The sequence below is a fragment of the Chitinophaga arvensicola genome, assembly GCF_900110835.1.
Lineage (GTDB): Bacteria > Bacteroidota > Bacteroidia > Chitinophagales > Chitinophagaceae > Chitinophaga > Chitinophaga arvensicola.
In genome coordinates, this window is sequence record NZ_FOJG01000002.1 from 1,221,349 (window position 1) to 1,247,622 (window position 26,274).

Annotated in this window: 22 protein-coding genes; 9 read left to right on the forward strand and 13 right to left on the reverse strand. The window is 47.9% G+C overall.

Features of this window, described 5'->3' with window-relative positions:
- Positions 1 to 15: 15 nt before the first annotated feature.
- The 6 genes from BMW79_RS22270 to BMW79_RS22295 all read right to left on the reverse strand — a co-directional run bounded on the left by BMW79_RS22270 (position 16) and on the right by BMW79_RS22295 (position 6,013).
- Positions 16 to 621 carry a hypothetical protein gene (locus tag BMW79_RS22270; protein ID WP_089898238.1) on the reverse strand — a complete coding sequence of 202 codons (606 nt, stop codon included), beginning with the start codon at positions 619 to 621 and terminating at the stop codon, positions 16 to 18.
- A gap of 49 nt (positions 622 to 670) precedes the next feature.
- Positions 671 to 1,813 carry a TlpA disulfide reductase family protein gene (locus BMW79_RS22275; RefSeq protein WP_089898240.1) on the reverse strand — a complete coding sequence of 381 codons (1,143 nt, stop codon included), beginning with the start codon at positions 1,811 to 1,813 and terminating at the stop codon, positions 671 to 673.
- 87 nt (positions 1,814 to 1,900) lie between these two features.
- On the reverse strand, positions 1,901 to 3,160 hold the full coding sequence (locus tag BMW79_RS22280; RefSeq protein WP_089898241.1) for a TCR/Tet family MFS transporter: 1,260 nt from the start codon (positions 3,158 to 3,160) through the stop codon (positions 1,901 to 1,903).
- 347 nt (positions 3,161 to 3,507) lie between these two features.
- Complete coding sequence (locus tag BMW79_RS22285; protein WP_245752631.1) at positions 3,508 to 4,488, reverse strand: 3-keto-disaccharide hydrolase; 981 nt, start codon at positions 4,486 to 4,488, stop codon at positions 3,508 to 3,510.
- A gap of 84 nt (positions 4,489 to 4,572) precedes the next feature.
- On the reverse strand, positions 4,573 to 5,349 hold the full coding sequence (locus BMW79_RS22290; RefSeq protein ID WP_089898242.1) for a pseudouridylate synthase: 777 nt from the start codon (positions 5,347 to 5,349) through the stop codon (positions 4,573 to 4,575).
- Positions 5,350 to 5,434: 85 nt separating this feature from the next.
- Entirely contained in the window at positions 5,435 to 6,013 is a 579-nt protein-coding gene (locus tag BMW79_RS22295) for an RNA polymerase sigma factor (protein ID WP_089898243.1), read from the reverse strand.
- A gap of 192 nt (positions 6,014 to 6,205) precedes the next feature.
- On the opposite strand from BMW79_RS22295, the gene BMW79_RS22300 reads away from it, so the two are divergent.
- The 7 genes from BMW79_RS22300 (at position 6,206) to BMW79_RS22330 (ending at position 17,937) form a co-directional block, all read left to right on the forward strand.
- Entirely contained in the window at positions 6,206 to 7,348 is a 1,143-nt protein-coding gene (locus BMW79_RS22300) for a FecR family protein (protein ID WP_089898245.1), read from the forward strand.
- A 57-nt stretch (positions 7,349 to 7,405) separates the two neighbouring features.
- Complete coding sequence (locus BMW79_RS22305) at positions 7,406 to 10,768, forward strand: TonB-dependent receptor (protein WP_089898246.1); 3,363 nt, start codon at positions 7,406 to 7,408, stop codon at positions 10,766 to 10,768.
- 2 nt (positions 10,769 to 10,770) lie between these two features.
- Positions 10,771 to 12,429, forward strand: a complete 1,659-nt coding sequence (locus tag BMW79_RS22310; RefSeq protein WP_089898247.1) for a RagB/SusD family nutrient uptake outer membrane protein — start codon at positions 10,771 to 10,773, stop codon at positions 12,427 to 12,429.
- A gap of 10 nt (positions 12,430 to 12,439) precedes the next feature.
- On the forward strand, positions 12,440 to 13,228 hold the full coding sequence (locus BMW79_RS22315) for an endonuclease/exonuclease/phosphatase family protein (RefSeq protein ID WP_218150410.1): 789 nt from the start codon (positions 12,440 to 12,442) through the stop codon (positions 13,226 to 13,228).
- Positions 13,229 to 13,370: 142 nt separating this feature from the next.
- Positions 13,371 to 14,411 carry an NAD(P)-dependent alcohol dehydrogenase gene (locus BMW79_RS22320; protein ID WP_089898248.1) on the forward strand — a complete coding sequence of 347 codons (1,041 nt, stop codon included), beginning with the start codon at positions 13,371 to 13,373 and terminating at the stop codon, positions 14,409 to 14,411.
- A gap of 50 nt (positions 14,412 to 14,461) precedes the next feature.
- Positions 14,462 to 15,376 (forward strand): helix-turn-helix domain-containing protein, encoded by a 915-nt coding sequence (locus BMW79_RS22325; RefSeq protein ID WP_089898250.1) that lies wholly within the window; start codon positions 14,462 to 14,464, stop codon positions 15,374 to 15,376.
- 191 nt (positions 15,377 to 15,567) lie between these two features.
- Entirely contained in the window at positions 15,568 to 17,937 is a 2,370-nt protein-coding gene (locus BMW79_RS22330; RefSeq protein WP_089898253.1) for an arylsulfatase, read from the forward strand.
- A 47-nt stretch (positions 17,938 to 17,984) separates the two neighbouring features.
- Here BMW79_RS22330 and BMW79_RS22335 read toward each other — a convergent pair whose 3' ends face one another.
- From BMW79_RS22335 to BMW79_RS22350, 4 genes are all read right to left on the reverse strand, one after another.
- On the reverse strand, positions 17,985 to 19,007 hold the full coding sequence (locus BMW79_RS22335) for a hypothetical protein (RefSeq protein ID WP_089898254.1): 1,023 nt from the start codon (positions 19,005 to 19,007) through the stop codon (positions 17,985 to 17,987).
- Positions 19,008 to 19,041: 34 nt separating this feature from the next.
- Positions 19,042 to 20,151: a hypothetical protein gene (locus BMW79_RS22340; protein WP_089898256.1), complete on the reverse strand. Its 1,110-nt coding sequence runs from the start codon at positions 20,149 to 20,151 to the stop codon at positions 19,042 to 19,044.
- A gap of 15 nt (positions 20,152 to 20,166) precedes the next feature.
- Positions 20,167 to 20,874 (reverse strand): hypothetical protein, encoded by a 708-nt coding sequence (locus BMW79_RS22345; RefSeq protein ID WP_089898258.1) that lies wholly within the window; start codon positions 20,872 to 20,874, stop codon positions 20,167 to 20,169.
- 105 nt (positions 20,875 to 20,979) lie between these two features.
- Positions 20,980 to 21,921 carry a sugar phosphate isomerase/epimerase family protein gene (locus BMW79_RS22350; RefSeq protein WP_089904088.1) on the reverse strand — a complete coding sequence of 314 codons (942 nt, stop codon included), beginning with the start codon at positions 21,919 to 21,921 and terminating at the stop codon, positions 20,980 to 20,982.
- A 185-nt stretch (positions 21,922 to 22,106) separates the two neighbouring features.
- On the opposite strand from BMW79_RS22350, the gene BMW79_RS22355 reads away from it, so the two are divergent.
- Positions 22,107 to 23,831, forward strand: a complete 1,725-nt coding sequence (locus BMW79_RS22355) for a GMC oxidoreductase (protein ID WP_089898260.1) — start codon at positions 22,107 to 22,109, stop codon at positions 23,829 to 23,831.
- On the opposite strand, the gene BMW79_RS22360 is transcribed toward BMW79_RS22355, so the two are convergent.
- Positions 23,826 to 24,551 (reverse strand): ATP-grasp domain-containing protein, encoded by a 726-nt coding sequence (locus BMW79_RS22360; RefSeq protein WP_177192289.1) that lies wholly within the window; start codon positions 24,549 to 24,551, stop codon positions 23,826 to 23,828. The genes BMW79_RS22355 and BMW79_RS22360 overlap by 6 nt on opposite strands.
- A 50-nt stretch (positions 24,552 to 24,601) precedes the next feature.
- Positions 24,602 to 24,979, reverse strand: coding sequence for a winged helix-turn-helix transcriptional regulator (locus BMW79_RS22365; RefSeq protein ID WP_089898262.1), 378 nt, complete (start codon positions 24,977 to 24,979; stop codon positions 24,602 to 24,604).
- A gap of 146 nt (positions 24,980 to 25,125) precedes the next feature.
- On the opposite strand from BMW79_RS22365, the gene BMW79_RS22370 reads away from it, so the two are divergent.
- Positions 25,126 to 25,659, forward strand: a complete 534-nt coding sequence (locus BMW79_RS22370) for an NAD(P)H-dependent oxidoreductase (RefSeq protein WP_089898263.1) — start codon at positions 25,126 to 25,128, stop codon at positions 25,657 to 25,659.
- 90 nt (positions 25,660 to 25,749) lie between these two features.
- On the opposite strand, the gene BMW79_RS22375 is transcribed toward BMW79_RS22370, so the two are convergent.
- Positions 25,750 to 26,232 (reverse strand): LIC11966 family surface protein, encoded by a 483-nt coding sequence (locus BMW79_RS22375; RefSeq protein ID WP_089898266.1) that lies wholly within the window; start codon positions 26,230 to 26,232, stop codon positions 25,750 to 25,752.
- Positions 26,233 to 26,274: the final 42 nt, after the last annotated feature.

The following is a 26,274-nucleotide window of genomic DNA, read 5'->3' on the forward strand; positions in this document are numbered from 1 at the left end:
GTATAACCGCAACGGCTACTCCAATGTTTCTGAGATGACATGACGCAACCGGCTCCGGTCAGCTTTGTGAGCTTCCAGTTGCCCGATATTGGTTACGACAAAGCTTCTCAGAAATTCGTTGGGAGTGTCCAGGTGATTGCTGCGTTTATTTTTTATGTTCAGGATAATGGCCTCGATGGTACGGATCATCCCCCAGGGGAATCCCCACCAGCCTAAAGCGATGCTTTTACCGAGTGCGTTGTTATTTAACTCGTCCAGGCAATCCGGGCACCCAACATGCACCTTCTTTTTCCATTGGGTCAGGATCACAAAACTCATCACTTCCATGGTCTGCGTAGCATTCAGGGTATCTTCCGCGCTGTCGCAAATAGGGCAATTCAGCCGGTTGATCAGCTGGCAATAGTTATCAATTTCCTCAACAGTATAATCTGTTTTATTCTGGGCATCCAGCGCATTGGATAGACGGGGGTTAAATCCCCGTTTTTTTATTTCGTTCTTTGCCACTTCCAATGCTTCAGGAGTAAGGCCATTGGCGTTCTGCGTAACCAGGTAAACCAATTCATTGTCAGACATTTTTGCATACCGCTCCTGAACAAATTTCACATCAATTCCGGTTTTCATAGGTAGATAGGATTTGACAACAAAAGTATTATTTTGGCGATCATTTCTACTACTCTTTTCTAAAAATCCTGGCCAGTTCTTCCTGCAGGTGCTCTTCCCGCAAGTCGCGCGCAAGTATCTTTCCATCCGGGCCAATGAGAAAATTGGCAGGTATAGACCGGATACCGTATATTTTTGCGGCGCTGTTTTCCCATCCTTTCAGATCAGACACCTGTGGCCAATGCAGCTGGTCGCTCTCGATCGCTTTAAGCCACGCGCCTTTCTGGCCGGGCATATCCAGGGATACACCCAGTACCGTAAATCCTTTGTCTTTATATTGCTGATATGCTTTTACCACATTCGGATTTTCCTGGCGGCAGGGGCCACACCAGCTGGCCCAGAAATCGAGCAACACATACTTTCCTCTAAAGTCTGATAACCTGATAGTAGTGCCATCCTTGGCGGAGGGCTGACTAAAGTCAACCGCGACCTTACCGGTCTGCGTATTGGTTTGCGCCTCCAGCGAAACCAGGATCCCCTGCGCCAGCGGTGCTTTTTTCAGGCGGGGCGACAACCGGTCATATGCTTCCCTGGCTGCAGCAGTAATGCCTGGCTGCGCAGCAATATGTGCCAGGCTGATCACACTGAGGTACGAGTCCGGATTTTTCTTTGCAAAGTCGAGATGTATCAGAAAGGACTGGTGCAGGATCGCCTTTTCTCTTTCTACAAAAGCGTTATAAACCGCCTTATCCTTCTGTTGTGCTTCCGGCAATGCCTCAAATTCCAGGCGCAGGGCCGTAAATTGCTCATCGTTGGGCTTGAGCATCTGTTGAAGCTCATGGAATTTATCGTTGATGGGAGATCCACTGATGCGGATATTTTTCAGAGAGTCAGACGCCGACACTTTTATGTGGGCAGGCTCCAGGTATAACCGGGCGTAGTCAACAGTTTCATGCGGGGCCAGCTTGTTTATGTAGGGATTTTTGTTGAGATAAAGCGCAGCGTATACAGGATAGGCCAGTTGGTGTTTAAAAATAAAACGACCTTTTTCAACCCTGGCAGAATCTGTGATCTGTTTATCTTCTACCTGGTATACCAGGTAGATTCTATCTCCATTTTTCAGGGCATCTACTTTTCCTGTCAGTTCAAATTTATCTTGTGCCAACAAACCGTGGGAGAGCAACAAGCAGGCTACCAGTAAGGATATACGCATAAGTCTTATTTTTTCAGCACTTCTTCAAAATACAAATTTTTGACCTGATGTTCCGATAAAAATAAGACCTATGCGTCATTTATCTCGCTATACCTCTGTACCAGGAAGGGCTTCCACTAATTGCGGTGCTTCTTTCTTTTCCCGGCTCAGCACCTTATAGGCGATGATAATACTGAGCAGTGTACACAATGCGCCTATCAGGAAATGGGCACCCGGCAGATGAAAAGGTGCTTTAGATGATGTAAAATAAGCAAAGGTGCCGCTCATCATCAGCGGGCCGATGATAGTAGTAAGACTCATCAGGCTGGTGAGTGCGCCTTGCAGTTCGCCCTGCTGATTACGCGGTACATGAACGGAGATCACGGATTGCAGGGAGGGGCCACAAATACCACCAAGGCAGTATGGTACCAGGAAAACAAACATCATCCAGCCCTGTGTGGCAAAAGCAAAGAGGATTAATCCCAGTGTATACAGTGATAACCCCAGGTAAATACTTTTCTCATTACCTATCTTTGGATTAATGACCCTTGTTAATCCCGCCTGCACAGCGCCTACGAGCACACCTACTACCGCAAGGGAAATACCTACCATTTTTTCTGTCCAGCCAAACCGGTAAATGGTGAAGAAATTCCAGTTACTGTTGACAGACTGGCTACCGAGGTAGATCAGGAAAAAACTGAGTGCCAGGCCGCCTATTTCGGGATGGCTCGTCAGGAATTTCAGCGATCCGAACGGATTGGCCCTTTTCCATTCAAACGGGCGGCGGTTTTCTTTACTGAGCGACTCCGGCAGGAAGAAATAGCCGTATAAACAATTCAGCAGGCAGAGCGCGGCAGCAGCATAAAATGGCGCGCGAAGGCCCCAGTGTGCCAGCAATCCGCCGAGTGCAGGACCGAGTACAAAGCCCAGACCAAAGGCAGCGCCGATCATACCAAAGTTCTTCGCCCGGGAAGTTTCATCGGTACTTACATCCGCGATATAAGCGGTGGCAGTAGTAAAGCTGGCACCTGTGACACCGGCAATCACACGGCCGACAAACAACCAGCCATAAGCCGGCGCCAGCGCCAGGATGATGTAATCGATGCCGAAACCGAATAATGATAATAGTAAGATCGGCCGGCGACCATACTTATCACTGAGATTTCCGATAACGGGGGCAAACAAAAACTGTGTAACCGCAAACACGGATAAGAGTAACGCACCATAAGTGGCGGCTTCATTAACCGGGATATGCTTTAACTGTGAAATAAGATCCGCCATCACTGGAAGGATCAGCCCAAATCCCATTACGTCGATCAGCAACGTAACGAAGATGAAACTAATAGCGGCCTTGTTGGATGTGTGCATGGTGTTGTTTTGGAAACGTGTATAAAAAATTGGATAGAGGGTTCTCTTTTCCTCACCTGATTTTGGGCTTTGCAAAGATAATCCGGGGTATTGTTATACAAAAAAACTTTCCCGCAAGACTCCTGCTTTTCCCGGTAAAACCCACGATTGTACCGGTAAAATAAGCGCGGTCAAAATTACTGACTCCTGTATAAAAGAGCGGGGTGAATTGAGACAATAAAGGGGTGCTTTGTGACATTCACGAAGCAAGTGACAACATCTTTTTCTACAGAAATATCTAAAAAAAATGTGGCACTTCTCTTTCGAAAAGTACCACGTTTTAAACTATATCCTTCCTGCGGAGTGATTTACTTTGCAGGCGTAATTACTACACTTTTAAATTCGATAGGACCATGATCGCCCTGGAAATAGATAGGTCCGGGTTCGCCTTCATTGCTATCCAGCGCGCCGCCGGTGATACCCGGAATCTCCTGGTTGCTGATGATGGTTTTACCGTTGGCAACGATGGTTACCATACGACCCACCAGGGTGATGTCGTAAGTTTGCCATTCGCCGGGGCCTATCAGTGCCATTTCGCTGGGCACCAGGAAGCCATATATACCGCCAAACAGGTGACTGTTGGGATGATCTGTTTTAGGATTGTCGATGATCTGTGTTTCATAGCGGCCTCTTAAATACACACCACTGTTGCTACCTTTCTGGTATCTGAACTCCACGTGCAGTTTGAAGTCACTGAATTTCTGATCGGAAATCAGGTTAGCGCCGGAGTGAGGACTGGTAAGGATACCGTCTTTCACGATCCACTGGTTTTGTGCGCCTACTGCTTTCCAGCCGTTAAGGTCTTTTCCGTTGAATAATTTGATGGCTTTGCCCCATACCGGTGCAGCTGTTCTCTTCATATCCGGTGCTTTCACGCCGGTAAAAGTGTAAGATTCGCCGCCGCTGGTATGGATAGTACCGCTGATACCACTGGCAGTAACGGTTCCTTCCAGCGACAGGTCACGGTCTTCCCTCTCCCATTGAGGCGGAATGGAGAAACTGAATTTTCCTTTGTCGAAGTGTACTTTCGAGATGGGTCTGGCACTACCGCCGGTACTAACAAAGCGGCCTACCAGCGTACTAAATCCGGAAAGCTCCACTTCCAGCCAGGATGGCTTTTCTGCGCCATTTTCATTGACTTTGATATCCCAGCGACCAATCAGGGCACCTCCGTCAACAGCGTCAGTTTTAATGGCAGCCACCTGCGCCACTACTGTGGAAGTACTCGCCAAACCCAGGCCCATACAGCATACCAGACCTGCGATAATACATTTTTTATTCATGTCCATGTCCATGTTTGTTGAAGAAAGCTATAAAGATATAAATTTGGCGCATGTTCTTACTATCCTTTGCGGATTTATCTTTCTCAAAAATCAGGAAGCCAGCATATGTGCGAGGATAGGTGCACATTTTTCACGACAGGGAGGATAAAAGTGGCCATGTTTCCAATTGACCGATTTGGGAGATAAGCCCCACCAGAATTCCGCCAGCGCCAGTGGCTCCATTCCCTGCAGGAACGCATATTGCAACAATTTAGGGGCGGCGCACTCCCCTGCTCCGGCGGCAGGCTTACCCGCAGGCGTTTCTTCAAAAATGGCTATCAGGCTTTTGGACTCCCCTGCAGCATTCAAAAAATGATATTGTTCAAAAATTTTCTGCTGCAAGCCAACAGACCGTTCTTTTCTTGTTGTTTTCAGGAGATGGATCTGAGCGGCGTTTTCCGCTGCTCCAACAGACTCCAGGAAGCTGATCTCTTTGTTGATTGCTGTTACTTCTATCAGACCTACATTCAGGAAATCGCCGGGCACCAACGTATCGAATACGGGCGGCACAAACCCCGCATGGTGATTGCCCCCGGCCAGTTTACCCGAAAAAGCCGACAGGTAGCCCAGTTCCCCTTCTTTGGTACGTACTACCAGTACGCCAAACATCTTTCCGATAGCCGGTCCTTCTTCCCCGGCGGTAAGGCCAAAGTTATGTTGCCAGTTTTGCTGATACCGTAAATGCTGTTGTAAAGACGTGGCGGCGATAAGCGCCAACGGATGTGGTGTTTTCTCCAATGAAAAAGTAAGCCCTTGTGCGAGCGCATTTACTTCTTCCGATTCCACAAAAGGACAAAATAGCGTGTCCTCATCCACATGACTGTACATTGTTACTGCTATTCCCGGCGTGTTTTGGTAAAAACCGGAAATGCGCCGCAAAGATAGGCAAATTTAGGTAAGTGGGAATGAGTTTTCACATCATCGGGATGATCAGCATTCCCAGCATCATCAGATGCTTGAAATAGATCCGCAGCTTTTGCAGCGCGAAAGTGATCTGGTTTTCGACGCTTCTTTTGGAGATATTTAACCGTTCTGCGATTTCCTGGTTGCTGAGTTGTTCTTCCCGGCTGAGCAGGAATATTTCCTGGCATCTTTTCGGAAGATTGTTTAAGGAGGCGTGTAATTGCTGGCGGAAAGATTGTTCCTGGATCTTTGCTTCGGCCGCATTCTGAATAGCAGCCATATCTTCTTCCGCTTCCACTAAAGGGAAAGCCTTTCTTGTTTTCAGCACACGATATACATGGTATCTGGTAGCGCTGATAATATAATTGCGGAAATGGCCGATCTCCAGTTCTTCTCTTTTCAGCCAGAGCGTGAGGAATACATCATGCACAATGGTTTCACTGGCGGCGCCATCGTTCAGCAGGTGATTGGCGGTTTGATACATCTTTCCCCAATAGCGGTTAAATAACAGGTTGTAAGCTGTTTTTTCACCGTCTCTGACTGCAAGCCATAAGTCAGCATCTGCCGTGTTAGCATCCCACCTGATCATGCCACAAAAATTGAGAAAATAAAATTACGCGTGTGTTAAATTAACATGAAATATACATAGGAATTGATCCTGGTTGATGATCACGAAAACACATGTATGTGTTTTCCGTTATTGACAAAATACTCTTTTTTTTAAAAAGTGTGTGTGTTTGATAAAATATTTGTCTCTATAGCTATAAACGTACTGCTCACTATGACAAAAGAAGAATACCTCGACCTCTATGAGCGCTCCCTTCGCGGGGAATGCAGTGCTGACGAGCTTACCCGGCTCCAGCAGTATGAGGATGACTTTTGTTTTAGCGACAACAGCAGTGATGATGATATACTAAAAGAAAGGATCCGGCAGCGTATTGACACCAGTATTGCACGTGAAGAAAAAGTAAAACGCCTCTTCCCCTGGAAGGCAGCAGCGGCAGCGGCAGCCGTATTATTGATGGCAGTATCCGGTTTCTTTTATTTTAACAGGGGCCTGCGGCACTCACCGGTGTTGGCCGCCAAAAAGCCGGGCACTACACAGCGGCAAGGCATACAACCCGCCAGCAACAAAGCCGTGCTGATCCTGGCAGACGGTACAGAGATCGCATTGAACGACAGAGCAACAGGGCAATTAGCTGCACAAGGCAATACCACTATCAATAAATCCGATAGCGGTCAACTGAGTTATCAGCTGGCAACCAATGCACCAACTGAAACCACGCCTTTATATAATACCCTGGCTATTCCCCGTGGCGGACAATATAGTCTTACACTGCCCGATGGCAGTAGAATCTGGCTGAATGCCGCCAGCAGACTGCGTTACCCGACCCGGTTTACCGGCAAAGACAGAACCGTGGAACTGGAAGGAGAAGCCTATTTTGAAATTGCTCAAAACAAACAGCAACCTTTTATCGTAAAAGTAAAAGGAATGCAGGTACAGGTATTAGGAACCCATTTTAACGTGATGGCCTATACGGATGAAGCAACAGTGAACACCACTTTGCTGGAAGGAAAAGTAAAACTGCAAAATGACCGGCAGGAAGCAGTGGTGCTGCAACCCGGCCAGGAGGGCGTATTCAGCGGCAGCAAAGGTTTCAAAGTAGTAAAAGCAGACATAGAGCAGGCGATGTCATGGAAAAATGGTTACTTCATTTTTAACGATGAAGATCTCACTTCCATTATGCGCAAAATTTCCCGTTGGTATAATGTAGATATCGAATATAGCAGTGACAATAAAAAATTATCTTATGCGGGCAGTATCTCCCGTTTCACCAATGTGACAGAAGTATTAAACATGCTGGCATTAACAGGAACCGTACAATTTAAAATCAACGGAGAAAAAATCAGGGTCATCAATTAACCTTTCGTCCACTACACATATCGGTCAGGTCCAACATTCGTAAACTAAAATTGATTTATGAAGCGCAATGCTTATGCCTTGAAAAAGGCAGGTACACTTTCATGGAAGGCACTACGCGTGTGCAAACTCGCCTTTGCCGCTATCCTTTTTCTATCTGTGCAGGTAAGCGCAGTTACCTATGCACAAAGGATTAATCTTACAGAGAAACAGGCATCTCTGAGAGATGTTTTTAAAGAGATCAAACAACAGACCGGTTACAATTTCCTGCTCAACACAGAAATGCTGGCAGATGCCAGGCCGGTCACATTCACACTGGTGAACGCAACACTGGAAGAAGCGCTGAACAAGTGTTTCGAAGGGCAACCTTTCACCTACACCATCAACAACAACACCATCATCGTAAAAAGCAAACCCGCAGAAGTGCGTGTAGCCGTAGAGGTAACCGGTACCGTCACCGATGAAAAAGGCGCCCCTGTTCCCGGCGCCCGGATCATGAATCTGGCTACCGGCAAAGGTGCTATCACCGATGACAAAGGAATCTTCCGGATTGCTGCGAATGCTGGCGAAAAGCTGTCTGTCCGGATGCTGGGTTATGAAGAAATAATAATCACGGCAGATCGTAAAACCGACTATTCCATACGCCTCAAACCTTCTACCGTTGGCCTCGATGCGGTAGTGGTAGTAGGCTACGGCACGCAGAAAAAAGCGAATCTCACCGGCGCTGTGAGTACAGTAACCAGCGAAGATTTTAAGGGCCGGCCGGCTACGTCGGTGGTATCTGCCCTGCAGGGACAGATGACCGGTGTAACTGTGATCAATGCCACCGCCATCCCCGGAGGATCAGATGAAAATACGATCCGTATCCGTGGTATCGGTACGCTTAATGATGCCGCACCCCTGGTAGTAGTGGATGGTATTCCCGGTGGAAACCTGAGCATCCTCAACCCGGATGATATTGAAACCATTTCTGTACTAAAAGATGCTGCCTCCTCTTCTATTTACGGGGTACGCGGCGCCAATGGCGTCATCCTGGTAACCACCAAAAAAGGAAAAGGAGGTAAACCTACCCTCGCTTATACCAATTACTTCGGGCTGCAAACACCTACTGCCCTGCCTACTTTTCTCGGCTCTGTAGATTATATGACCCTGCTGAACGAGGCAAAAGTAAATGCAGGTAATAATCCCACTTACACGCAGGAACAGATCGATATTGCCAAAAATGGCAGCGACCCTAACTACTACGCCAATACGAACTGGTTGAAGGAAATGTATAAAACGAGCGCGCCACAGCAGAACCATACTTTAAATCTCTCCGGAGGCGCCAATAATATCAACTATTACCTGTCTTACGGCTTCCTGAAACAAGGCGGCCTCATTACCGGTGATAACTATAACGCCAGAAGACACAATGTACGCCTCAGGGTAAATACCACCTTGTTCGACATCCTTCAACTGGATGCCAACCTGGGCTATATAGACCGTAACCAGAGCGGTTCCAGCGCGGATGTAAGTGGTACCGGCGGTCCTATTCAGTCTGCTCACCAGATTTCTCCATTAGTGCCGGTACGGTTTACCACCGGTGGCTGGGGCTATCTTGGCGGATCACTGAACCCCGTAGCGTTGGTAACGGATGGCGGGACCAATGACTTCTCTTCCCAGGAAATCACAGGAAATATACAGGCTACACTGAATATCAGCAAGGACTTCCGCCTGAGAGGCCAGTATGGTATTGTAAAAAGTAATTCCTTCCGGCAGATTTTTACCAAAACTATTAACTACTATAACCCGGACGACAATTCGCTGATTTATCAGACCAATAATCCCAACAAAATTGACAACCGGGATTACACCAATTTATACCAGACCGTGATCGGTATGGCCGAATACGAAAAAACCTTTGCTCAAAAGCATTACGTAAAAGCGATGGTGGCCGCGTCTTCAGAAGAAACGATCGGGCGTAATTTCAGCGCCAGCAGAACCAACCTCCCCACACAGGATCTCGGCAGTATCAACCTCGGCACCCTGAACCAGCTGAACGGATCAGATGCCAGTCAGAATGCGTTGCAGTCGCTCTTTGGCCGCCTGAACTACGGTTATGATGAAAAGTATTTGCTGGAAGGCGACTTCCGTTACGACGGATCCACCCGGTTCGCTAAAGACCTGCGCTGGAACTGGTTCTTCTCCGGATCGGCAGGATGGGTATTCTCCAAAGAATCTTTCTTCCGTTCCCTGGAGCATGTAATCAATTTTGGTAAAGTACGCGCCTCTTATGGTACACAGGGCAATGATAAAGTAAAAGATGATTTCGGTTATCTCTCTTCGATCAGTTCTGTAGGAACGATGCCCATTGGTAACGTATTGACGGTAGGTTACCGGCAAACAGGCATTCCTAACCCGCTGCTGACCTGGGAATCTATGACCAAACAGGATATAGGGCTGGATCTGGCGTTCCTGAACAGGCGTTTGAATGTCACTGCAGATTATTATATCAATAACACCAATGACATCCTGCTGAGAGTACCATTGCCTGATGTAATCGGTATGAGCGGTACTTATCCTTATCAGAATGCAGGTAAAGTTCGCAATAAAGGATGGGAGCTGATGATAGGCTGGCAGGACAGGGTGAACGAGTTTACCTACGGCGTTACCGCTAATTTATCAGATGTAAAAAATGAAGTGATCAGCCTGGGAAATGCCCCTGCTACGATTGCCGACCAGATCAGAACAGTAGGTCAACCGATTGATGCATTCTATGGCTTCGTGGCGGATCGCATCTCCCAGATATCCGATTATAGCTATGACGCCGCTACCAATAAATATACGCCACTGTTCCCTTATGACGCCAGCTACCCGATGCAACCGGGCGATATCATTTACAAAGACCTGAACGGTGATAAAAGAATTACTGCCGCAGATGACCGCCAGGTTATTGGCAGCGCCATTCCGAGGTATACATACGGTTTGCGCGGAAACCTTGCCTGGAAAGGCGTTGATTTCAGCTTCTTTTTACAGGGCGTTGGTAAAGCAGACGGCCTGATGGCCAATGCCGCGCGTCATGCCTTTATCAATGACGGCTCTAACCCGCAGCCCATACACCTGGACCGCTGGACACCCGATAACCCGGATGCTACGTATCCAAGACTGGCCTATGGCTACTCCTATAATCAACGGCTATCTACCTTCTGGCTGGAAAACGCATCGTACCTGCGTCTGAAGAATATCCAGGTAGGTTATACCCTTCCGCAAAGCCTGACACAAAAATACCGGATAGACCGCCTGCGCTTGTATTGCTCGGCTGATAACCTGCTCACCAAAACCGATTTCTTCTATGGTTATGACCCGGAAACACCCGTGAGCAGTGGTGGTTTCTATCCACAGGTAAAAACATTTGTATTTGGTTTAAACATCAACTTTAGATAACTATGAAAAAGATATTGCTATATACAGGCCTGTCCTTAGCAGTGTCCTTTACCGGCTGCCGCAAAGGATTCCTGGACCGCACGCCGCTGGATGCCATCTCCGATGAAACCTACTGGACAACAGAAGAGCAACTGACACTGGCCTTAAACGGACTATATGCCAATGTGAAAAATAACAATACCATTGCGATGGATCAGATGGGTGATAACAGTATCAACTCCTCTACAACAGATACCTATCGCATTTTTGGCAGCGGTAACTTCGATCCGGACCTGTCGGCAGTAAATGCAGAATGGCAGAGTCAATACAGCGGCATCCGCCAGTGTAACGTTTTCCTGGCCAACTACCAGCGTGCCACCACTGTATCACAGGTGATAAAAGACCAGATGGCAGGAGAAGCAAAAACCATCCGGGCGTATATGTACATGAACCTCGTGTCCTACTTTGGTGATCTGCCGCTGGTGACAAAGCCCCTGAATATCGACGAGCTGTATGGTCCGCGTAACAAGCGCAAAGAGATCATCGACTTTATCCTGTCGGAGCTGGAAGAAGCCGCAGGAATGATGAAAAAAGAACGTCAGACCGGCGCCACGCTGGGACGTTTCAGCAAAGGCACCGCCCTTGCCTTCAAGGCTCGCATGGCATTATACGACAGTCGCTGGGAAGTGGCGGAAAAAGCGGCAAAGGACGTGATGGATCTCAACGTATATTCTCTTTACAGCACCGGCAAACCCGCACAGGACTACTACGACCTGTTTACCTACAAAGGCAAACTCAGTGCAGGCGTGAATAAGGAAACGATCGCCGCTCGGATCAACCTTACAGATGTAAGTATGCACAATATCAGCCGGGAGTCGCAGGTACCAGATCAGGCATCGCGGTACAATCCCACCAAAGCACTGGTAGATGCGTATCTGTGCAGCGACGGCCTCACTATTGATAAATCGCCGCTGTACAAGGAAGATACCTATGCCAACCTGTTTGAAAACAGGGATCCCCGGATGAAGCAAACCATCCTGGCTCCCGGTGCCGCCTGGGGAGGAAAGAAAGATGGTAATCCCGCCAATACGAATACGGCCATCTTTACTGCACCCAAATTTGTATCGGATAAACTCGGTTGCGTGACCATTACCGGTTACTACTATACGAAGTATGTGGAAGTCAGTACCGTATCGCAGGTAAGCAAGGACCAGAACGATATTCACGTTATGCGACTCGCAGAAGTATTGCTTACCTATGCGGAAGCAAGGATGGAACAGGGTAAATTATCGCAGGCAGATATCGACCTCACCATCAACAAACTGCGCGACCGCGTGGGCATGAAACGCATGACACTGGCGGATATTACTGCCAACGGCCAGGACCTTCGTACAGAGATCCGTCGCGAACGCCGCGTGGAACTGGCGCGGGAAGGACAACGCTGGTACGACATTATCCGCTGGAAACAGGGTAACCTCCTGGCAGCCGATGTAAAAGGCATGAAGAAATCGCTGGCCGCCGTGCCTGCACAGGTAAGCAATATGGCCGCTGATGCCAATGGTTACATCATTGTAATGACCGGCCGGCAGTTTGTTGATCCCAAGCATTACCTGTTTCCCGTTCCACTGACACAAATACAACGCAATCCTGCACTGGGACCTCAAAACCCCGGCTGGGAATAAATAACCTGATATGATAAAACCATTCATTTCATTACTGCTGCTGTGTGCGGGTGCTTATACTGCCAGCGCAGGCAACCGCGATACACTGCGGATCATGACATACAACATTCATCACTGTAATCCCCCTACGAAAAGTAAGTCGGGGGAGATAGAAGTGGAGGCAATCGCCCGCGTGATCAACGCACAAAAGCCCGACCTGGTGGCCTTGCAGGAAGTAGACGTGCGCACCGGGCGTGCCGGCGGTGTGGACCAGGCAGCGATGCTGGCTTCACAAACCGGTATGCAGGTATATTTTGCCAAAGCCATTGACCATGATGGCGGCGATTACGGAGTGGCTATTTTGTCGCGGCTACCATTAAGCGATATGCAAACGATCCATTTGCCGGAAACGGCGAATCCGGGTAGTGAAGACCGGGTAATAGCTATTGCGAAAGTGACACTACGCGGCGGTAAGAACATCATTTTTGCGAGCACCCACCTCGATGTGAGCAACGCAGCGGTGAGGGATGAACAAGCCACAGAGATCAACAAAATTGCGGCCGGCAATAAGCTGCCTTTTATACTGGCAGGTGATCTGAACTGCAAGCCGGAAAGTGCTTCCTACCAGATACTACTGCAAAGGTTTACGCCTTCCTGCACCGATTGCGCCTTTACCATACCGGTGAATCATCCCAACCGCGTGATCGATCATATTCTGTGGACCAATGCCAAACGTTTCCGTGCGGCCACCAGCAAAGTGATCAACGAACCGTATCCTTCGGATCATTTACCCGTGGTAGCGGAAGTACTCATCAGATAATGAACAGTCAGCAATACAGGGCTGTCTCCATACGTTGGGGGCAGCTCTTTTTATGTAGCCCTTATCCGGATACAACAATCCGGGATTGGGCTACTTTTCCGAACTATGGGTGGCCGACTTTTGTATTCATAAAAACAAGACGATGATACAAACAAAAGGATATGCAGCGCAAAGCCCCGAGAGCGATCTGGCGCCGTGGCAGTTTGAACGCAGGACCCCTGGTCCGCACGACGTACAGATCAGCATTGCCTATTGCGGCGTATGCCATACCGATCTGCACCAGATCCGCAATCATTGGTTCGAGGGGATATTCCCGATGGTGCCGGGCCATGAAATTGTGGGACATATTACAGCGGTGGGAAGTCATGTAAAAAAGTTCAAAGTAGGCGACCGCGCGGGTGTGGGCGTCATGGTAGATTCCTGCCAGCATTGTGAAGACTGCAACAACGGACAGGAGCAGTTCTGCCAGGTTAGCCCGGTACAAACGTATAATAACAAAGGCATTGACGGTCAGCCTACTTATGGTGGCTATTCAGACACGATTGTTGTAAAGGAGGATTTTGTATATACCATCTCTGAAAAGCTGGACCTGGCAGCAGTAGCACCGTTGCTTTGCGCCGGGATTACCACCTACTCGCCATTGCGGCGCTGGGGTGTACGCAAAGGCCACAAACTGGCCGTGGTTGGATTAGGCGGCCTGGGTCATATGGCGGTGAAGTTCGGTGTAGCCTTTGGTGCGGAAGTGACAGTACTGAGCACGTCACCGAATAAGGAAGCAGCGGCAAAAACACTGGGCGCGCATCATTTTGTGGTATCGAAAGATGCGCAGCAGATGGCAGCGGCTTATAAGTCCTTCGATTTTATTATAGATACCGTAGCAAACGATCATGATATCAATCCTTACCTGGCTTTGCTGAAAACCAATGGCGTTTACATCAACGTAGGCATGCCTGCCAAACCCTGGGAAGTTTCTTCCTTTACGCTGGCCGTTGGCAATAAGGTGGTGGCTGGCTCCGGTGCCGGCGGCTTACCGGAAACCCAGGAAATGCTGGATTTCTGTGCCACGCATAACATTGTGTCAGATATAGAACTGATCGATATGAAAAACATTCACGCCGCCTACGAGCGCATGGAAAAAGGAGATGTCCGGTACCGGTTTGTGATTGATATGGCCACGCTTTAACATTCCGATAAGAGGGGCACTCCCCTCTTATTGTTTATCTTTATATCGTCATGAAGAGTAAGAACAGTCCACATGTGATCAATTCCATTTCGGAGCAGCACCGTTACTTAGGCTTACCCAAACCGAAGCATCCAATGGTGAGCGTATTCCGTTTTGAAAATATACTCACGGAATACGAAGCGATGCAAAATTTTACGCTGAACTTTTACTGTATTGCTATTAAGAAAAATTTCAGCGGGAAGTTAAAGTACGGTCAGCAGTATTACGATTTCGATGAAGGCATCCTGTCTTTTATCTCCCCCCATCAACTCCTGTCACATACCACGGGCGACCCGGTGCCCCCCGAAGGTATCTGCCTGATGTTCCACCCTGATTTCCTGGTGGGGCATGCTTTGGCCAGTAAGATCAGCACGTATGGTTTCTTTTCCTATGAGCTGAATGAGGCGTTATATCTCTCGGAACAGGAAGAAAAAATGATTGAAAACATCCTGTATAATATCGAAACGGAATATCATTCCAGTATTGATCATTTCAGTGCAGATGTGATTATTACACAGATTGAACTGTTGCTTCATTATTCCAACCGTTTTTATCACCGGCAGTTTATTACCCGGAAACCGGCTACGCATGACCTGTTGATAAAGCTGGAGCATATTTTATCGGATTATTTCAACAGCAGTGCAGTATCTGAAAAAGGCTTGCCTACGGTACAGGCCATTGCAGCGCAACTGCATATGTCGCCCAATTACCTGAGCGATATGCTGCGCACCATCACCGGGCAAAGTACGCAGCAGCATATCCAGCATAAAGTGATTGAAAAGGCCAAAGAGATCCTTACCACCACAAATTTATCCGTGAGTGAGATTGCCCATCAGCTGGGTTTTGAATATCCCCAATCGTTCAACAAACTGTTTAAGAGTAAAACGAAGGTATCTCCGTTGGAGTACCGGAAATCATTTAATTAAAATCCAAAAACAATATCTTCTTTTTGAGTGTTGGTATATTCGAGTGAGGACGTTTATTTTAATATTGACACACCCCACCTTACATTTCCTCTCGTTTCCAGGCATTTACATTAGCTCATCTCATTTTTAAGTTCATTGTTGTATCCGGCCACGGTCGTTTACGATGATCATGATCACTACAATCCTTAAATATGAATAAGACGCTGGTTACCTGCCTTTACCCGGCACTTGCTATCTTCCTTTTCCTGTCTGCCGATGCACAGGTAAAAAATAATACTACTCCTGAAAACGGTACGCCGCATGTACTTCCCCGACCAGACTTTCACTACAACGGGCATGTAGGACGTACTTACCTGGAGTCTGATCCGGCGCAATTTCCGCAACCGGTAAAACCGCCAAAGGGGGCACCAAATATTGTACTCATCTTATTGGATGATGCAGGCTTTGGGCAATTCAGTACATTCGGCGGCGGCGTTCCCTCTCCTACTATGGACCGCCTCGCCGCAGAAGGTTTGCGATATAACCGTTTTCATACAACAGCGCTGTGCAGTCCGACGAGAGCCGCATTGATCACCGGCAGGAATCACCACTCAGCAGCATTTGCGGGCATTACCGAACTGGCAACCGGCTACGAAGGGTATACCTGCATACTTCCAAAGAGTTGCGGTACTGTAGGAGAAGTGTTAAGGCAAAACGGTTATGCCACGGCGTGGATAGGCAAAAATCACAACACCCCTACCTGGGAAACCAGTGATGTAGGGCCTTTCGACCATTGGGCCAACGGGCTTGGATTCGATTATTTTTATGGATTTAACGGTGGAGATATGAACCACTGGAACCCGGTATTATATGAAAACAGGAACCTGGTGCCTGCTTCTGCAGACCCCAACTATTACCTGACTACCGACCTGGCGGATAAGGCGATCAACTGGGTACAAAAAACGAAAAGTATAGCGCCCGATAAACCGATCTTTTTGTATGTGGCGCCGGGCGCCACACATGCGCCACATCATGCACCGGAGGATTGGATAAAAAAATTCAAGGGTAGGTATGATATGGGCTGGGATGCTTACCGCGAGGACGCATTCGCACGCCAGAAAAAACTAGGCGTTGTGCCGGCCACCGCTAAGCTCACGCCACGTCCGGCGAGTTTGCCCGCCTGGTCTTCCCTCAATGCCGATCAAAAAAGATTATATGCACACATGATGGAAGTATTTGCCGCCTACGGTGCTTTTTGTGATGACCAGATGGGAAGGGTGATCGATGCCGTCAAACAATTACCGGATGCCGACAATACCGTGATCATCTACATTGCCGGCGACAATGGTTCCAGTGCCGAAGGAGGGCTGGAAGGCTCCATCAATGAAATGCTTTTCTTTAACGGGTTCCCGGAAAAATGGCAGGACAACTTAAAAGTGATGGATGAACTGGGTGGCCCCAAACACTACAACCACTTTCCTTCTGCCTGGGCATGGGCCATGGATGCGCCTTTTCAATGGACTAAACAGGTGGCCAGTCATTTTGGAGGCACACGCAATCCGCTGATCATCGACTGGCCCGCACGCATCAAGGATAAAGGAGGCCTCAGGAGCCAGTTTACACATGTGATCGATATTGTACCTACCATTTACGAAATATGCGGCATTACGGCGCCCAGGGAGCTGAATGGCATCCAACAAAAACCGATTGAGGGGATCAGTTTCGCCTATACTTTTGACAGCGCACAGGCAAAGGGCCGTCATAATACCCAGTATTTTGAACTTGGTGTAAACAGAGGGCTTTATGACAACGGCTGGATGGCCTCTGCCCTCTCCTTTCCACCTTGGGAAGCCACCCGGGGGGCATTTGATCCGGATAAACAAAAATGGGAACTCTATAACATCGATGAAGATTTTTCACAGGCGAATGATCTCGCACAGAAATACCCCGAAAAATTGCGGCAGATGCAGGATATGTGGTGGGTGGAAGCTGCTAAATACAACGTATTGCCACTGGACTGGCGGGGATCTTATCCCAGGATGAATGCAGAACTCATGGGCAGACCCTCACTGATCGGCAAACGAAAATCCATGACTTATTATGATGGTACCAATGGTCTTCCCGATGCCGCTGCGCCCCCTATGCTCAGCAAATCCTGGACGATCACCGCTTACATTGACCTCTCCGACACCAGGGATAGCGGCATTATCATTACCCATGGCGGCATGCAGGGGGGCTATGGTTTGTATTTACGGGAAGGCAAACCGGTATTTGTTTACAATTACCTGGCACTGGACCGGATCAACATCATTGCACCCGAACCACTGCCTGCGGGAAAAACAACACTGGTGGTTGACTTTAAATATGACGGCGGCGGACTTGGAAAAGGAGGAACATTAACAATGACGGCCAACGGTAAAAAGGTAGCAGAAGGACGGCTGGAAAAAACGATACCTGTTCAGTTCTCGATTGTAGAAGGGCTGGATATAGGCAAAGATGGCGGCTCTGCGATTGACTGGACCTATAAGCTTCCTTTCAAATTCAGCGGTAAAATTGAGAAGGTAACCATAGATCTGAAATAAAATAAGAAGGCCCGGCTATCAGCCGGGCCTTCTTATTTTATCATGAACTACTTGCCCAGTGACAACAGGAAGCCAATGGTAAAGTTGGCATCCCAGTCGAACACAAAAGTATCGCAGTTGGTAACGTCTTTGATGGCTTTGTAGATATTCAGACCACTTTTGATCTTGATCTTATCGCTTTTGTATTGCGCAGGATCGTTGAGAACAGTGAATCTTTCTTCTCCATCGCGGATTTCTTTGGCCAGCTCAAAAGGCACGCCGCCAATGATGAAACAGATATCGCGTTTGCCTTCAGGAATACGTTGTGCCAGTCCCCTGATCTGTGTGTACACTACTTCATCTTTGATTTCCTTCTCATAGTATTTGGCGCCGGGACCTTCTACCGATTTGATAGTACCGTTTTCCATCCAGGAGATCTTGGTATTACCGGAACCGATGTCCACTACGTAAGAGTTATCGTAGTAACCTGGAGGCAATACGCATTTCAGGGCAAGTTTACCTTCCTGTTCTGCAGTTACCAGGTTTACGATGTAGCCCATCTTTCTTAATTCAGCAGTGATGGTTGCTGTTTTAGGATCTTTCTGGGCACCGGAACTAATCACGAAATGCACATTCTTAGATTTAACACCTTTGTCGAACATAGCGCCGATATAGTCTTTCAGCCCCATGCGGATATCAGCAGTAGTTGCCATGCCTTCGTAAACAAAAGATTTACCGAAGTCTTTGGACACTATTTCCCAGTGTTTGTCTTTGTCGATGTTCACCACAAAAGAGTTAAAGCCGGAGGCGCCTACTTCCACCACGCCTTTCATTTCGCCATTTACCGGTTTTTCCGGTACATAGTTGAAGGTGCGTCTGTCTTCCGCTTTGGGAGCCTTGGCCGACTTAGGTGCTGATGAAGACCATCCGGATGCTTTGGCGCTATCTTCTGTTTTAGGTTTGCTGCCAGCAGCACCGGCATCAAACTTGCCGCTTTCAAAGGCCCAGTAACCGATACCGATGATCGGGATAGCAATGATAAACGCTTTAACTGGCCAGCGGAGCCGGCCCCAGGTTGATTTTTCTTCCATGTGATATGTGATATTAGTATTTGGGTTCGTTTAATTAATCTAACAGGGAGAAGCCTTTGTCAACTTTCTCTTCCGGTTTCAGTTCATAATAGGAATCGGCCATTTTGCTGACGTTCAGCATTTTCAGGTTACGTTCATCCACTTTGCGGATAAACTCTTCCAGTTCACCCTGTGAAGGTGCGCCGCCTACAGTGATATTATTGTTCTGATCCAGGAAATCGAGGTTGGAGCGGATAGAGGCAATATTCTGGCTGATGGCGCCGGTAGCGGCATTCATCGCTTCCTGGAATACCCAGCCATCTTTGATATTAAATACTTCTGCCAGTCCTTCTGTAGCATTCTTCATCTTTTGGGTGGCCTCTAATTTTTTAGAGATGATGGAGATGCTGCTATCGAGGGTACTCACATAAATGCGGGCAGCGCTTTCGTTGTCTTTCAGCACTTCCAGCACTTTGGCAAACTGGTTGGCGTATTGCACGTAGCTTCTGGCATTCTGTTCTTCCGCTTCGCCTTCTTTACCCAGCAGGAAAGCCTTGGTGCGCGTTTCTTTCGCATCGCGGGCGTAGCTGTTGGCTTTTTCTGTATTGTTATTGGCGGCTTCCTGTTTGCTCTTTTCTTCCATGCTGGCAGCATCTACAGTAAAGCGTTTGGCGTAGCCATATTTCTCTTCCGCTGTTTTTTGTGATGTTTCGCCACTCTGGATCATATCGATGCGTACACCATCCACGTTCGCAATTTTCTCTTTTACTCTTTTGAGGGTATCTCTGGCGTCTTTGGATAACAATTGCAGTGTTTCCACCGGGTTGTTGCGGATGATCGCCTTTTCCCCTTTAAAAATCAGGATGGTGCCCAGGCGGTGCAGCATGGCAATAATTTTCGGCGCCAGCAGCAGCAGTACAATCAGGATGATACTGAAAATAACCAGCAGGATGCTTTTAGCCGCATACTCCAGCATGATGGGCAGGAATTTGAAGAACGCATAGGCGCCACCGAGAATGAGTGCCCAGAAGAAAATACTGGACATGGTTTTCTTTGCCTCGGGTGTCTGCATTTGCTGAGGCAAGTGATCGCCCAGTACCTGGAAAATCGGAAGTTGACTCTTCAATTCAGCCGGGATGTTGACTTGTTGGTTGTTATTGACCATAGGGATATGATGTTGTTAGATAATGTTGCTATCAATCAGATTAAGTGCATTCCGGATATCGGAGATGACTTCTGCTACTGCCGTTTTACCAACAGCTATTTTGCTGTCGATATCACGCAGTTGCGGTTCGTATTTGCTATTGATTTCTTTGAGATAGATCTGTTTTTCACCGAGTTGTTGCTGCAGTTGTGCCAGCTGGCGTTCCAGCTGACTGATTTCCTCTGTAAGATTTGCTTTCTCTTTTACCAGGTTCTGTTCGATGGTTTGTTTCTGCTGTTCCTTCTGGCTGCTTTCACGGTCGATCACTTTCTGTAGCTCGGTGGCATAGCGTTCACCGGAGGTACTGAGCTTTTCCTTTGTGAGGGTTTTGTCGACATACTTCAGCGACGTAAAAGCGGCTTTCAGCGTACCTTCGTTTACGTTACCCATTTCAGCAGCGGCATTCCAGACCTCGAAAAAATCGACGCCAGGTTCGTTCAGCTTCTCCAGCATTTCCAGCACTTTCACCTTCATCTGCTTCACATCCATTACGGGAGCATTGCCGGTGGCTTCCGGAGGAAGTGGTGGCGGGGTCGTTCTATCTGCTACAGCTACTTTTACTTCCGGGGCGGCGGCTACAGGTTTCGCAGGGGTAACGGCTTCCGGTTCAGGGCCATCTTCAAAGATGAGTTTCTTCAAGCTTTTTAAGATCCCGAATGAGTTTTTTTCCTTTTCCTCGTTCATGAACACATATTAAAATGCGGCTAAAATAGGTATTTATTGATCTGTGCGGCGCGGGCATTTCTCACTTGATAAGAATATACCCGTTTCCGTTATCCATCTTCCTGATTATAAACCGGCTGTGATAGCTTTCATCTTCGCCAGTCCTGTTTTGGCTACCAGCAATGCATCCTGTTGATAGTAGCTGTTATTGAACACTTCCAGGGAGATGATCACCGGTTTCTCCGGATTTCTGATACATTGCATCAGTTGGCGGAGTGGTGCAATGCCGTCACCCGGGTAAATGCGGTCTGGTTCTGATATTTTTTCCGGGGAGATGCCTGCCGGGTAGTCGTTTACATGAAAAATATCAATCGCCGGCTTACCCACAAAAGCAGTACTGTCGAAGCTGGAACCGCCTTTGAAGATATGGAAGGAGTCGAGCAGTACCCGCGCATTTTTATGACCACTTTCCGTTACCACATACAACACCTGACTTATTTTTTTCAGGTTGGGAGATCCGCCCCACATTTCGAGGATGGGCAGCACACCGGTTTTCTCCCCCATCTCCAGGATAGCCAGGTATCTTTCAGTAACAACGTTGAGATCTATTACAGGCGTGTGGGCGTTATTAGCACCCATGGGCGGCGCCGCGATCCTTTTACAGCCAATTTTCGCCAGCTGCTCCATTTCCTGTTGTAACTGGGCCAGTCCGGCTTTCCGGGTGGCTTCATCATCTACGATCCATCTGGCAAAACCAATGGCGTTCTCTATCTGGAGCCCCAGTCCCTCGATGATCTTTCTGGCTTCTGTTACCGAACCTCCCTGTTGCAGGTAGGTCTGAAAAGTGTCTATCCATATTTCCACATGCCTGAAACCTGCTTTTGACGCAGTTTCCAGCTCTTTGATAAAACCCAGTTTCTGTCCACGAATAGTACTCATGTTGAGCGAATACTTAAAAGCGGGACTGGCCTTTGGCGTATTCACGGCAGCCGTTGCCGGCAGTTTCAACAGGGCGGCGCCTGCGGTGATGCCAAAGGTTTTAAGTGCCTGTCTGCGGTTGAATGTCATTTGATCTACAGTTTTGCGTGGAATATATTTCGCAGGCAAAATAGACATTACCGGCTGTAAATGCAAGCAGCACGACCTGTGTTTATCCGGAAGTGAGCCTGTGAAAAGGAGGATACTGCGCCATAAATATTGCTTATATTCGTAAGGTTACATCTTCCACGACCATCTGTCTATAATTCCATTTTATGCCCACTCCTTCTTTTCATATTGCCACCAAAGGCATTGCGCAAAACACCTTCGACGCCATCGTCATCGGTTCCGGTATCAGCGGCGGCTGGGCCGCCAAAGAACTCTGTGAACAGGGATTAAAAACACTGGTGCTGGAAAGAGGCCGTCCTGTGGAGCATGTAAAAGACTATCCTACCGCCACGAAAGCCCCCTGGGAATTTAAGCACCGGGGCCAAATGACAAAAACATTCCTTCAGGAAAATCCGCTGATCTCCAAAGCCGCTGGTTTTGGAGAAGACACGGCGCATTTTTTTATCCGCGATAAAGATCATCCCTACATACAGGAAAAGCCGTTCGACTGGATCAGGGGCTACCAGGTAGGCGGCAAATCACTGACCTGGGGGCGTGCCTGCCAGCGATGGAGTGAATACGAATTTACTGCCCCGGAGCGTTACGGATATGGCATCGGATGGCCTGTCGACTATAAAACAATAGCGCCCTGGTACTCGCATGTAGAGCAATTTATTGGCGTATGCGGCACCCGCGATGGGATTGCCGCCATGCCTGACGGAGATTTCCTTCCACCGTTTGAACTGAACTGCGCAGAAGCGGCTATTCAGCAAACTATCCAGACCCATTACAAAGACCGTCACCTGGTACATGCCAGGTGGGCGCATCTCACCGAACCCAAAGACATACACTTTCAACAGGGCCGGGTAAAATGCCAGGCCAGGAATTTATGTATGCGGGGCTGCCCGTTTGGCGGCTATTTCAGCTCGGTGTCTTCTACCCTGCCCTGGGCACAAAAGACGGGACACCTGACCGTGCGTCCGTTTTCCGTGGTGCATTCCATCATCTACGATGAACAACAAGGCAAAGCCACCGGTGTGCGCGTTATTGATACGAATACCAAAGAAATCACCGACTTCTTTGCACGCATTATTTTCCTGAATGCCGCCGCCTTAAACAGCAACCTGGTATTACTGAATTCTACCAGTCGCCGGTTTCCCAACGGTCTTGGCAACGACAACGGCCTGCTGGGAAAATATGTGGCATTCCATAATTACCGCGCTTCCGTGAGTGCCGATATGGAAGGCATGGAAGATCGTTACTACTACGGCCGTAATCCCACGGAGCCTATCATTGCCAACTACCGGAACCTGCAACAGCAGGACACCGACTATGTAGGTGGCTTCACCACCTTTATGGGCGCTTACCGCCAGCGCGGCGAAGGCGATACCGACGGCGTTATTGGCGCTGCATACAAAGATGCCTTAAGCGTTCCGGGAAAGTGGCAAACCTATATGTACATGCAGGGAGAAACCATTCCCAAAGAAAGTAACCACGTGAGATTGAGTACAGATCAAAAAGATCAGTGGGGAATTCCGTTACTGGTAATGTCAGTAGATTATGACGACAACGATGAAAAAATGATCCGGGACTTCCTCACACAGAGTGCAGAAATGCTGGATAAAGCAGGATGTAAAAACATTCAGCAACATGATAATCACCAGGCGCCGGGACTGGATATCCACGAAATGGGCGGTTGTCGTATGGGTAAAGATCCACGGACTTCTTTACTGAATGAATGGAACCAGCTGCATCATTGCAAAAATGTATTTGTGACAGATGGTGCGGCAATGGCGAGTACAGGAAATCAGAGTCCGTCGTTGTTGTATATGGCGATGACGGCCAGGGCAGCGGGTTATGCGGTGACGGAAATGAAGAAGGGGAATTTATGAGGAGATGGGTTTATTCACCGTTGCCCCTATAATACAATCTATCACCTTCTCCGCATTACAATTATTGAGCCCTGCACCCCAGCAGGCATTAAACTCCAGTATAAACCACCCTGTTTCTTCCTGGTAAGCAATGTCAACTACAACAACTTCCGGCAGCTGGTCTTTATAACTATTTACAAACGTCGTTAAGAAAAGCCTTCCAGGGTCAAGGTCTGCAGTGCCTTCGTAGATGGCGAGGTCCTTTATTACACCATTCATAATGAAGCCTCTGGCTTCTGCTTTGATACGATGAACAATGGAGGAAACCAGTATCATCTCCTCATCAGACAATCCTTCTGTTACCTTTTTAAAGTCTGTGATTGTATCAAATATACCGGCAGCAAATATTTTGGGTATAACGGGTTTGATGAATACCGGGAAATCCGATTCACGTATTTGCCCGATCTGTGTGAGGGAGATATCCCGTTTTATCCATTTATTATCCAGCCGGGCTATCAGTGTATCATCTGGTGAAAGCAGGTCTACTCCATAAATCTGCGCCAGTACCAGCGCAAATGTTTGGTTGCCATAAATCGCTATCCGTTGCTTTGCCAGTATTTCATCTTTGATCCAGTATTTCCCTAGTCGCTGGATTGTGCCTCCCCTATTCTTCCACGTAGTAAAAACGCCATCCAGTTCAACGTCTGTTTTTTCAGGAATCAGTAGTATAGGCTTGTTCATATGAAGTATTCCTGTCTGCGGATTTTTTACAAGATATCTAAATCCCCTGATTAATTTACCACAGCCAGGGCATCCAATTCCTCCTTCTCCAGAATGCTTTTCAGCTGCGGCCCAAAACCCAGTCCCCATTCGTCTACCGCAGCAATTAAGGGTAACAGTGTTTTGCCTGTTTCCGTGAGATAATATTCCGCCCTTAAAGGCACTTCTGTATAAATTGTTTTCCCCACGATTCCGTGCACTTCAAGTTCCCTCAGCTGGTTCTGTAGTACTCTCCTGGTGATGCCGTTGATGGCATTCATCATATCCCGGGGGCGAATGGCGCCTTTTGAGATTTCATCGAGTATACAGAACTTCCATTTGGAGCCTACCACTTCCATAGCGATGTTAAGTCCGCAGTTATAATCAATTGGAATCTTTTTCTGATACATACACTTCTCTTTTGCCTTACAAAAGTAAGCTAAATCGCCCTACTGTGGCATAGTGATTAATTTATCACTATCTGATTAATTCGTCCCATATTGGCCTGCAACCGCCAGCATTGCATCTTTGTGCCTGCAAATAAACGATCAGTTATATGAAGAAAACGCTTGTGATCATTATACATCCGGACCTGGAGAGTTCGGTGATTAATAAAAGATGGATGGCCGCATTAGCAGCCTCTCCGGATCAATACACGGTACATGACCTGCACCGCGCATACCCGGATGAGAAAATTGATGTACAGCGGGAGCAGGAGCTATTATCTACCCACGACAAAGTGATATTCCAGTTTCCTTTCTATTGGTTTAATTGCCCACCGTTTTTTAAGAAATGGCTGGATGAGGTATTAACACATGGCTGGGCTTATGGTGTTGGCAGCGGGTATCAGCTGGCCGGCAAGAAGATCGCGCTGGCCATTACCGCCGGGATCCGCAAAGCAGACTATACGGCCACCGGGAGATATAAATACACCCTGGCTGAGCTGACAGCACCTTTCGAGGTAACGTTTAACTATATCCGGGCAGATTATAAATCGTTCTTTGCCTTTTACGGAATGGAGCACGATCCGTCTGTGGAGAAAATGGAGGAAGGTACGCGGGAGTACCTGTCCTTTATAGCAGGTATATGATTTGGGAAGATGGAGCTTAAACGGTGGTTGCCATGCAGACAACCACCGTTTCTATACCGTTAAAAGTACGCGTTCTTCTTATGCTATGGCCTACTTACTGTTTTTTTTCTCAAAGCTGGTCGCCGCTTTATTTACGTTTCCGGCTATTGATTCATAAGCATGATTAATTTTATCGAGTGCAGCCTGAATATCAGGTTGTACGCCAGCATCACCATTTTTCTCCCGGGTGCGCAGATCGATCAGTTTAGGAAATTCTTCCGCTGCTATCTTCCTGTAATCCTTCAACCCCTGTAGTACCGACGCTTTCAGCCCGTCATCTTCTTTAATGGCGTCCATCTTATCTACTTCTCCAATGGATTTATCCAGTTGCGCTACCCATGTTTTACGCGTAGTCTCTGCCTTTTTGTAGTCCTGACCCGCCATAGCAGTATTCATGGCGTTGATGTTTTTTTCATTATCATTGATCACCGTCATCAGCTTGTTGTTATACTCTACGGGATTGGATGTTGATCCGCAGCTGGCAAAAACTACTGCCGCGCAGCAACCGGCTAAAAGGGCTTTTACTTGTTTCATATTGTTTCAGTTTTCATGATTGATGAAGCAAAAGTACTTGCA

Excerpts from the sequence above, each read along its gene's own strand:
- BMW79_RS22305 (WP_089898246.1), top strand. The coding sequence starts at position 7,406 with ATGAAGCGCAATGCTTATGCCTTGAAAAAGGCAGGTACACTTTCATGG.
- BMW79_RS22340 (WP_089898256.1), bottom strand. The coding sequence starts at position 20,151 with ATGGTCAATAACAACCAACAAGTCAACATCCCGGCTGAATTGAAGAGT.
- BMW79_RS22270 (WP_089898238.1), bottom strand. The coding sequence starts at position 621 with ATGAAAACCGGAATTGATGTGAAATTTGTTCAGGAGCGGTATGCAAAA.
- BMW79_RS22320 (WP_089898248.1), top strand. The coding sequence starts at position 13,371 with ATGATACAAACAAAAGGATATGCAGCGCAAAGCCCCGAGAGCGATCTG.
- BMW79_RS22280 (WP_089898241.1), bottom strand. The coding sequence starts at position 3,160 with ATGCACACATCCAACAAGGCCGCTATTAGTTTCATCTTCGTTACGTTG.
- BMW79_RS22330 (WP_089898253.1), top strand. The coding sequence starts at position 15,568 with ATGAATAAGACGCTGGTTACCTGCCTTTACCCGGCACTTGCTATCTTC.
- BMW79_RS22375 (WP_089898266.1), bottom strand. The coding sequence starts at position 26,232 with ATGAAACAAGTAAAAGCCCTTTTAGCCGGTTGCTGCGCGGCAGTAGTT.
- BMW79_RS22355 (WP_089898260.1), top strand. The coding sequence starts at position 22,107 with ATGCCCACTCCTTCTTTTCATATTGCCACCAAAGGCATTGCGCAAAAC.
- BMW79_RS22325 (WP_089898250.1), top strand. The coding sequence starts at position 14,462 with ATGAAGAGTAAGAACAGTCCACATGTGATCAATTCCATTTCGGAGCAG.
- BMW79_RS22315 (WP_218150410.1), top strand. The coding sequence starts at position 12,440 with ATGATAAAACCATTCATTTCATTACTGCTGCTGTGTGCGGGTGCTTAT.
- BMW79_RS22370 (WP_089898263.1), top strand. The coding sequence starts at position 25,126 with ATGAAGAAAACGCTTGTGATCATTATACATCCGGACCTGGAGAGTTCG.
- BMW79_RS22360 (WP_177192289.1), bottom strand. The coding sequence starts at position 24,551 with ATGAACAAGCCTATACTACTGATTCCTGAAAAAACAGACGTTGAACTG.
- BMW79_RS22365 (WP_089898262.1), bottom strand. The coding sequence starts at position 24,979 with ATGTATCAGAAAAAGATTCCAATTGATTATAACTGCGGACTTAACATC.
- BMW79_RS22300 (WP_089898245.1), top strand. The coding sequence starts at position 6,206 with ATGACAAAAGAAGAATACCTCGACCTCTATGAGCGCTCCCTTCGCGGG.
- BMW79_RS22295 (WP_089898243.1), bottom strand. The coding sequence starts at position 6,013 with ATGATCAGGTGGGATGCTAACACGGCAGATGCTGACTTATGGCTTGCA.
- BMW79_RS22290 (WP_089898242.1), bottom strand. The coding sequence starts at position 5,349 with ATGTACAGTCATGTGGATGAGGACACGCTATTTTGTCCTTTTGTGGAA.
- BMW79_RS22345 (WP_089898258.1), bottom strand. The coding sequence starts at position 20,874 with ATGAACGAGGAAAAGGAAAAAAACTCATTCGGGATCTTAAAAAGCTTG.
- BMW79_RS22310 (WP_089898247.1), top strand. The coding sequence starts at position 10,771 with ATGAAAAAGATATTGCTATATACAGGCCTGTCCTTAGCAGTGTCCTTT.
- BMW79_RS22285 (WP_245752631.1), bottom strand. The coding sequence starts at position 4,488 with ATGGACATGAATAAAAAATGTATTATCGCAGGTCTGGTATGCTGTATG.
- BMW79_RS22335 (WP_089898254.1), bottom strand. The coding sequence starts at position 19,007 with ATGGAAGAAAAATCAACCTGGGGCCGGCTCCGCTGGCCAGTTAAAGCG.
- BMW79_RS22275 (WP_089898240.1), bottom strand. The coding sequence starts at position 1,813 with ATGCGTATATCCTTACTGGTAGCCTGCTTGTTGCTCTCCCACGGTTTG.
- BMW79_RS22350 (WP_089904088.1), bottom strand. The coding sequence starts at position 21,921 with ATGACATTCAACCGCAGACAGGCACTTAAAACCTTTGGCATCACCGCA.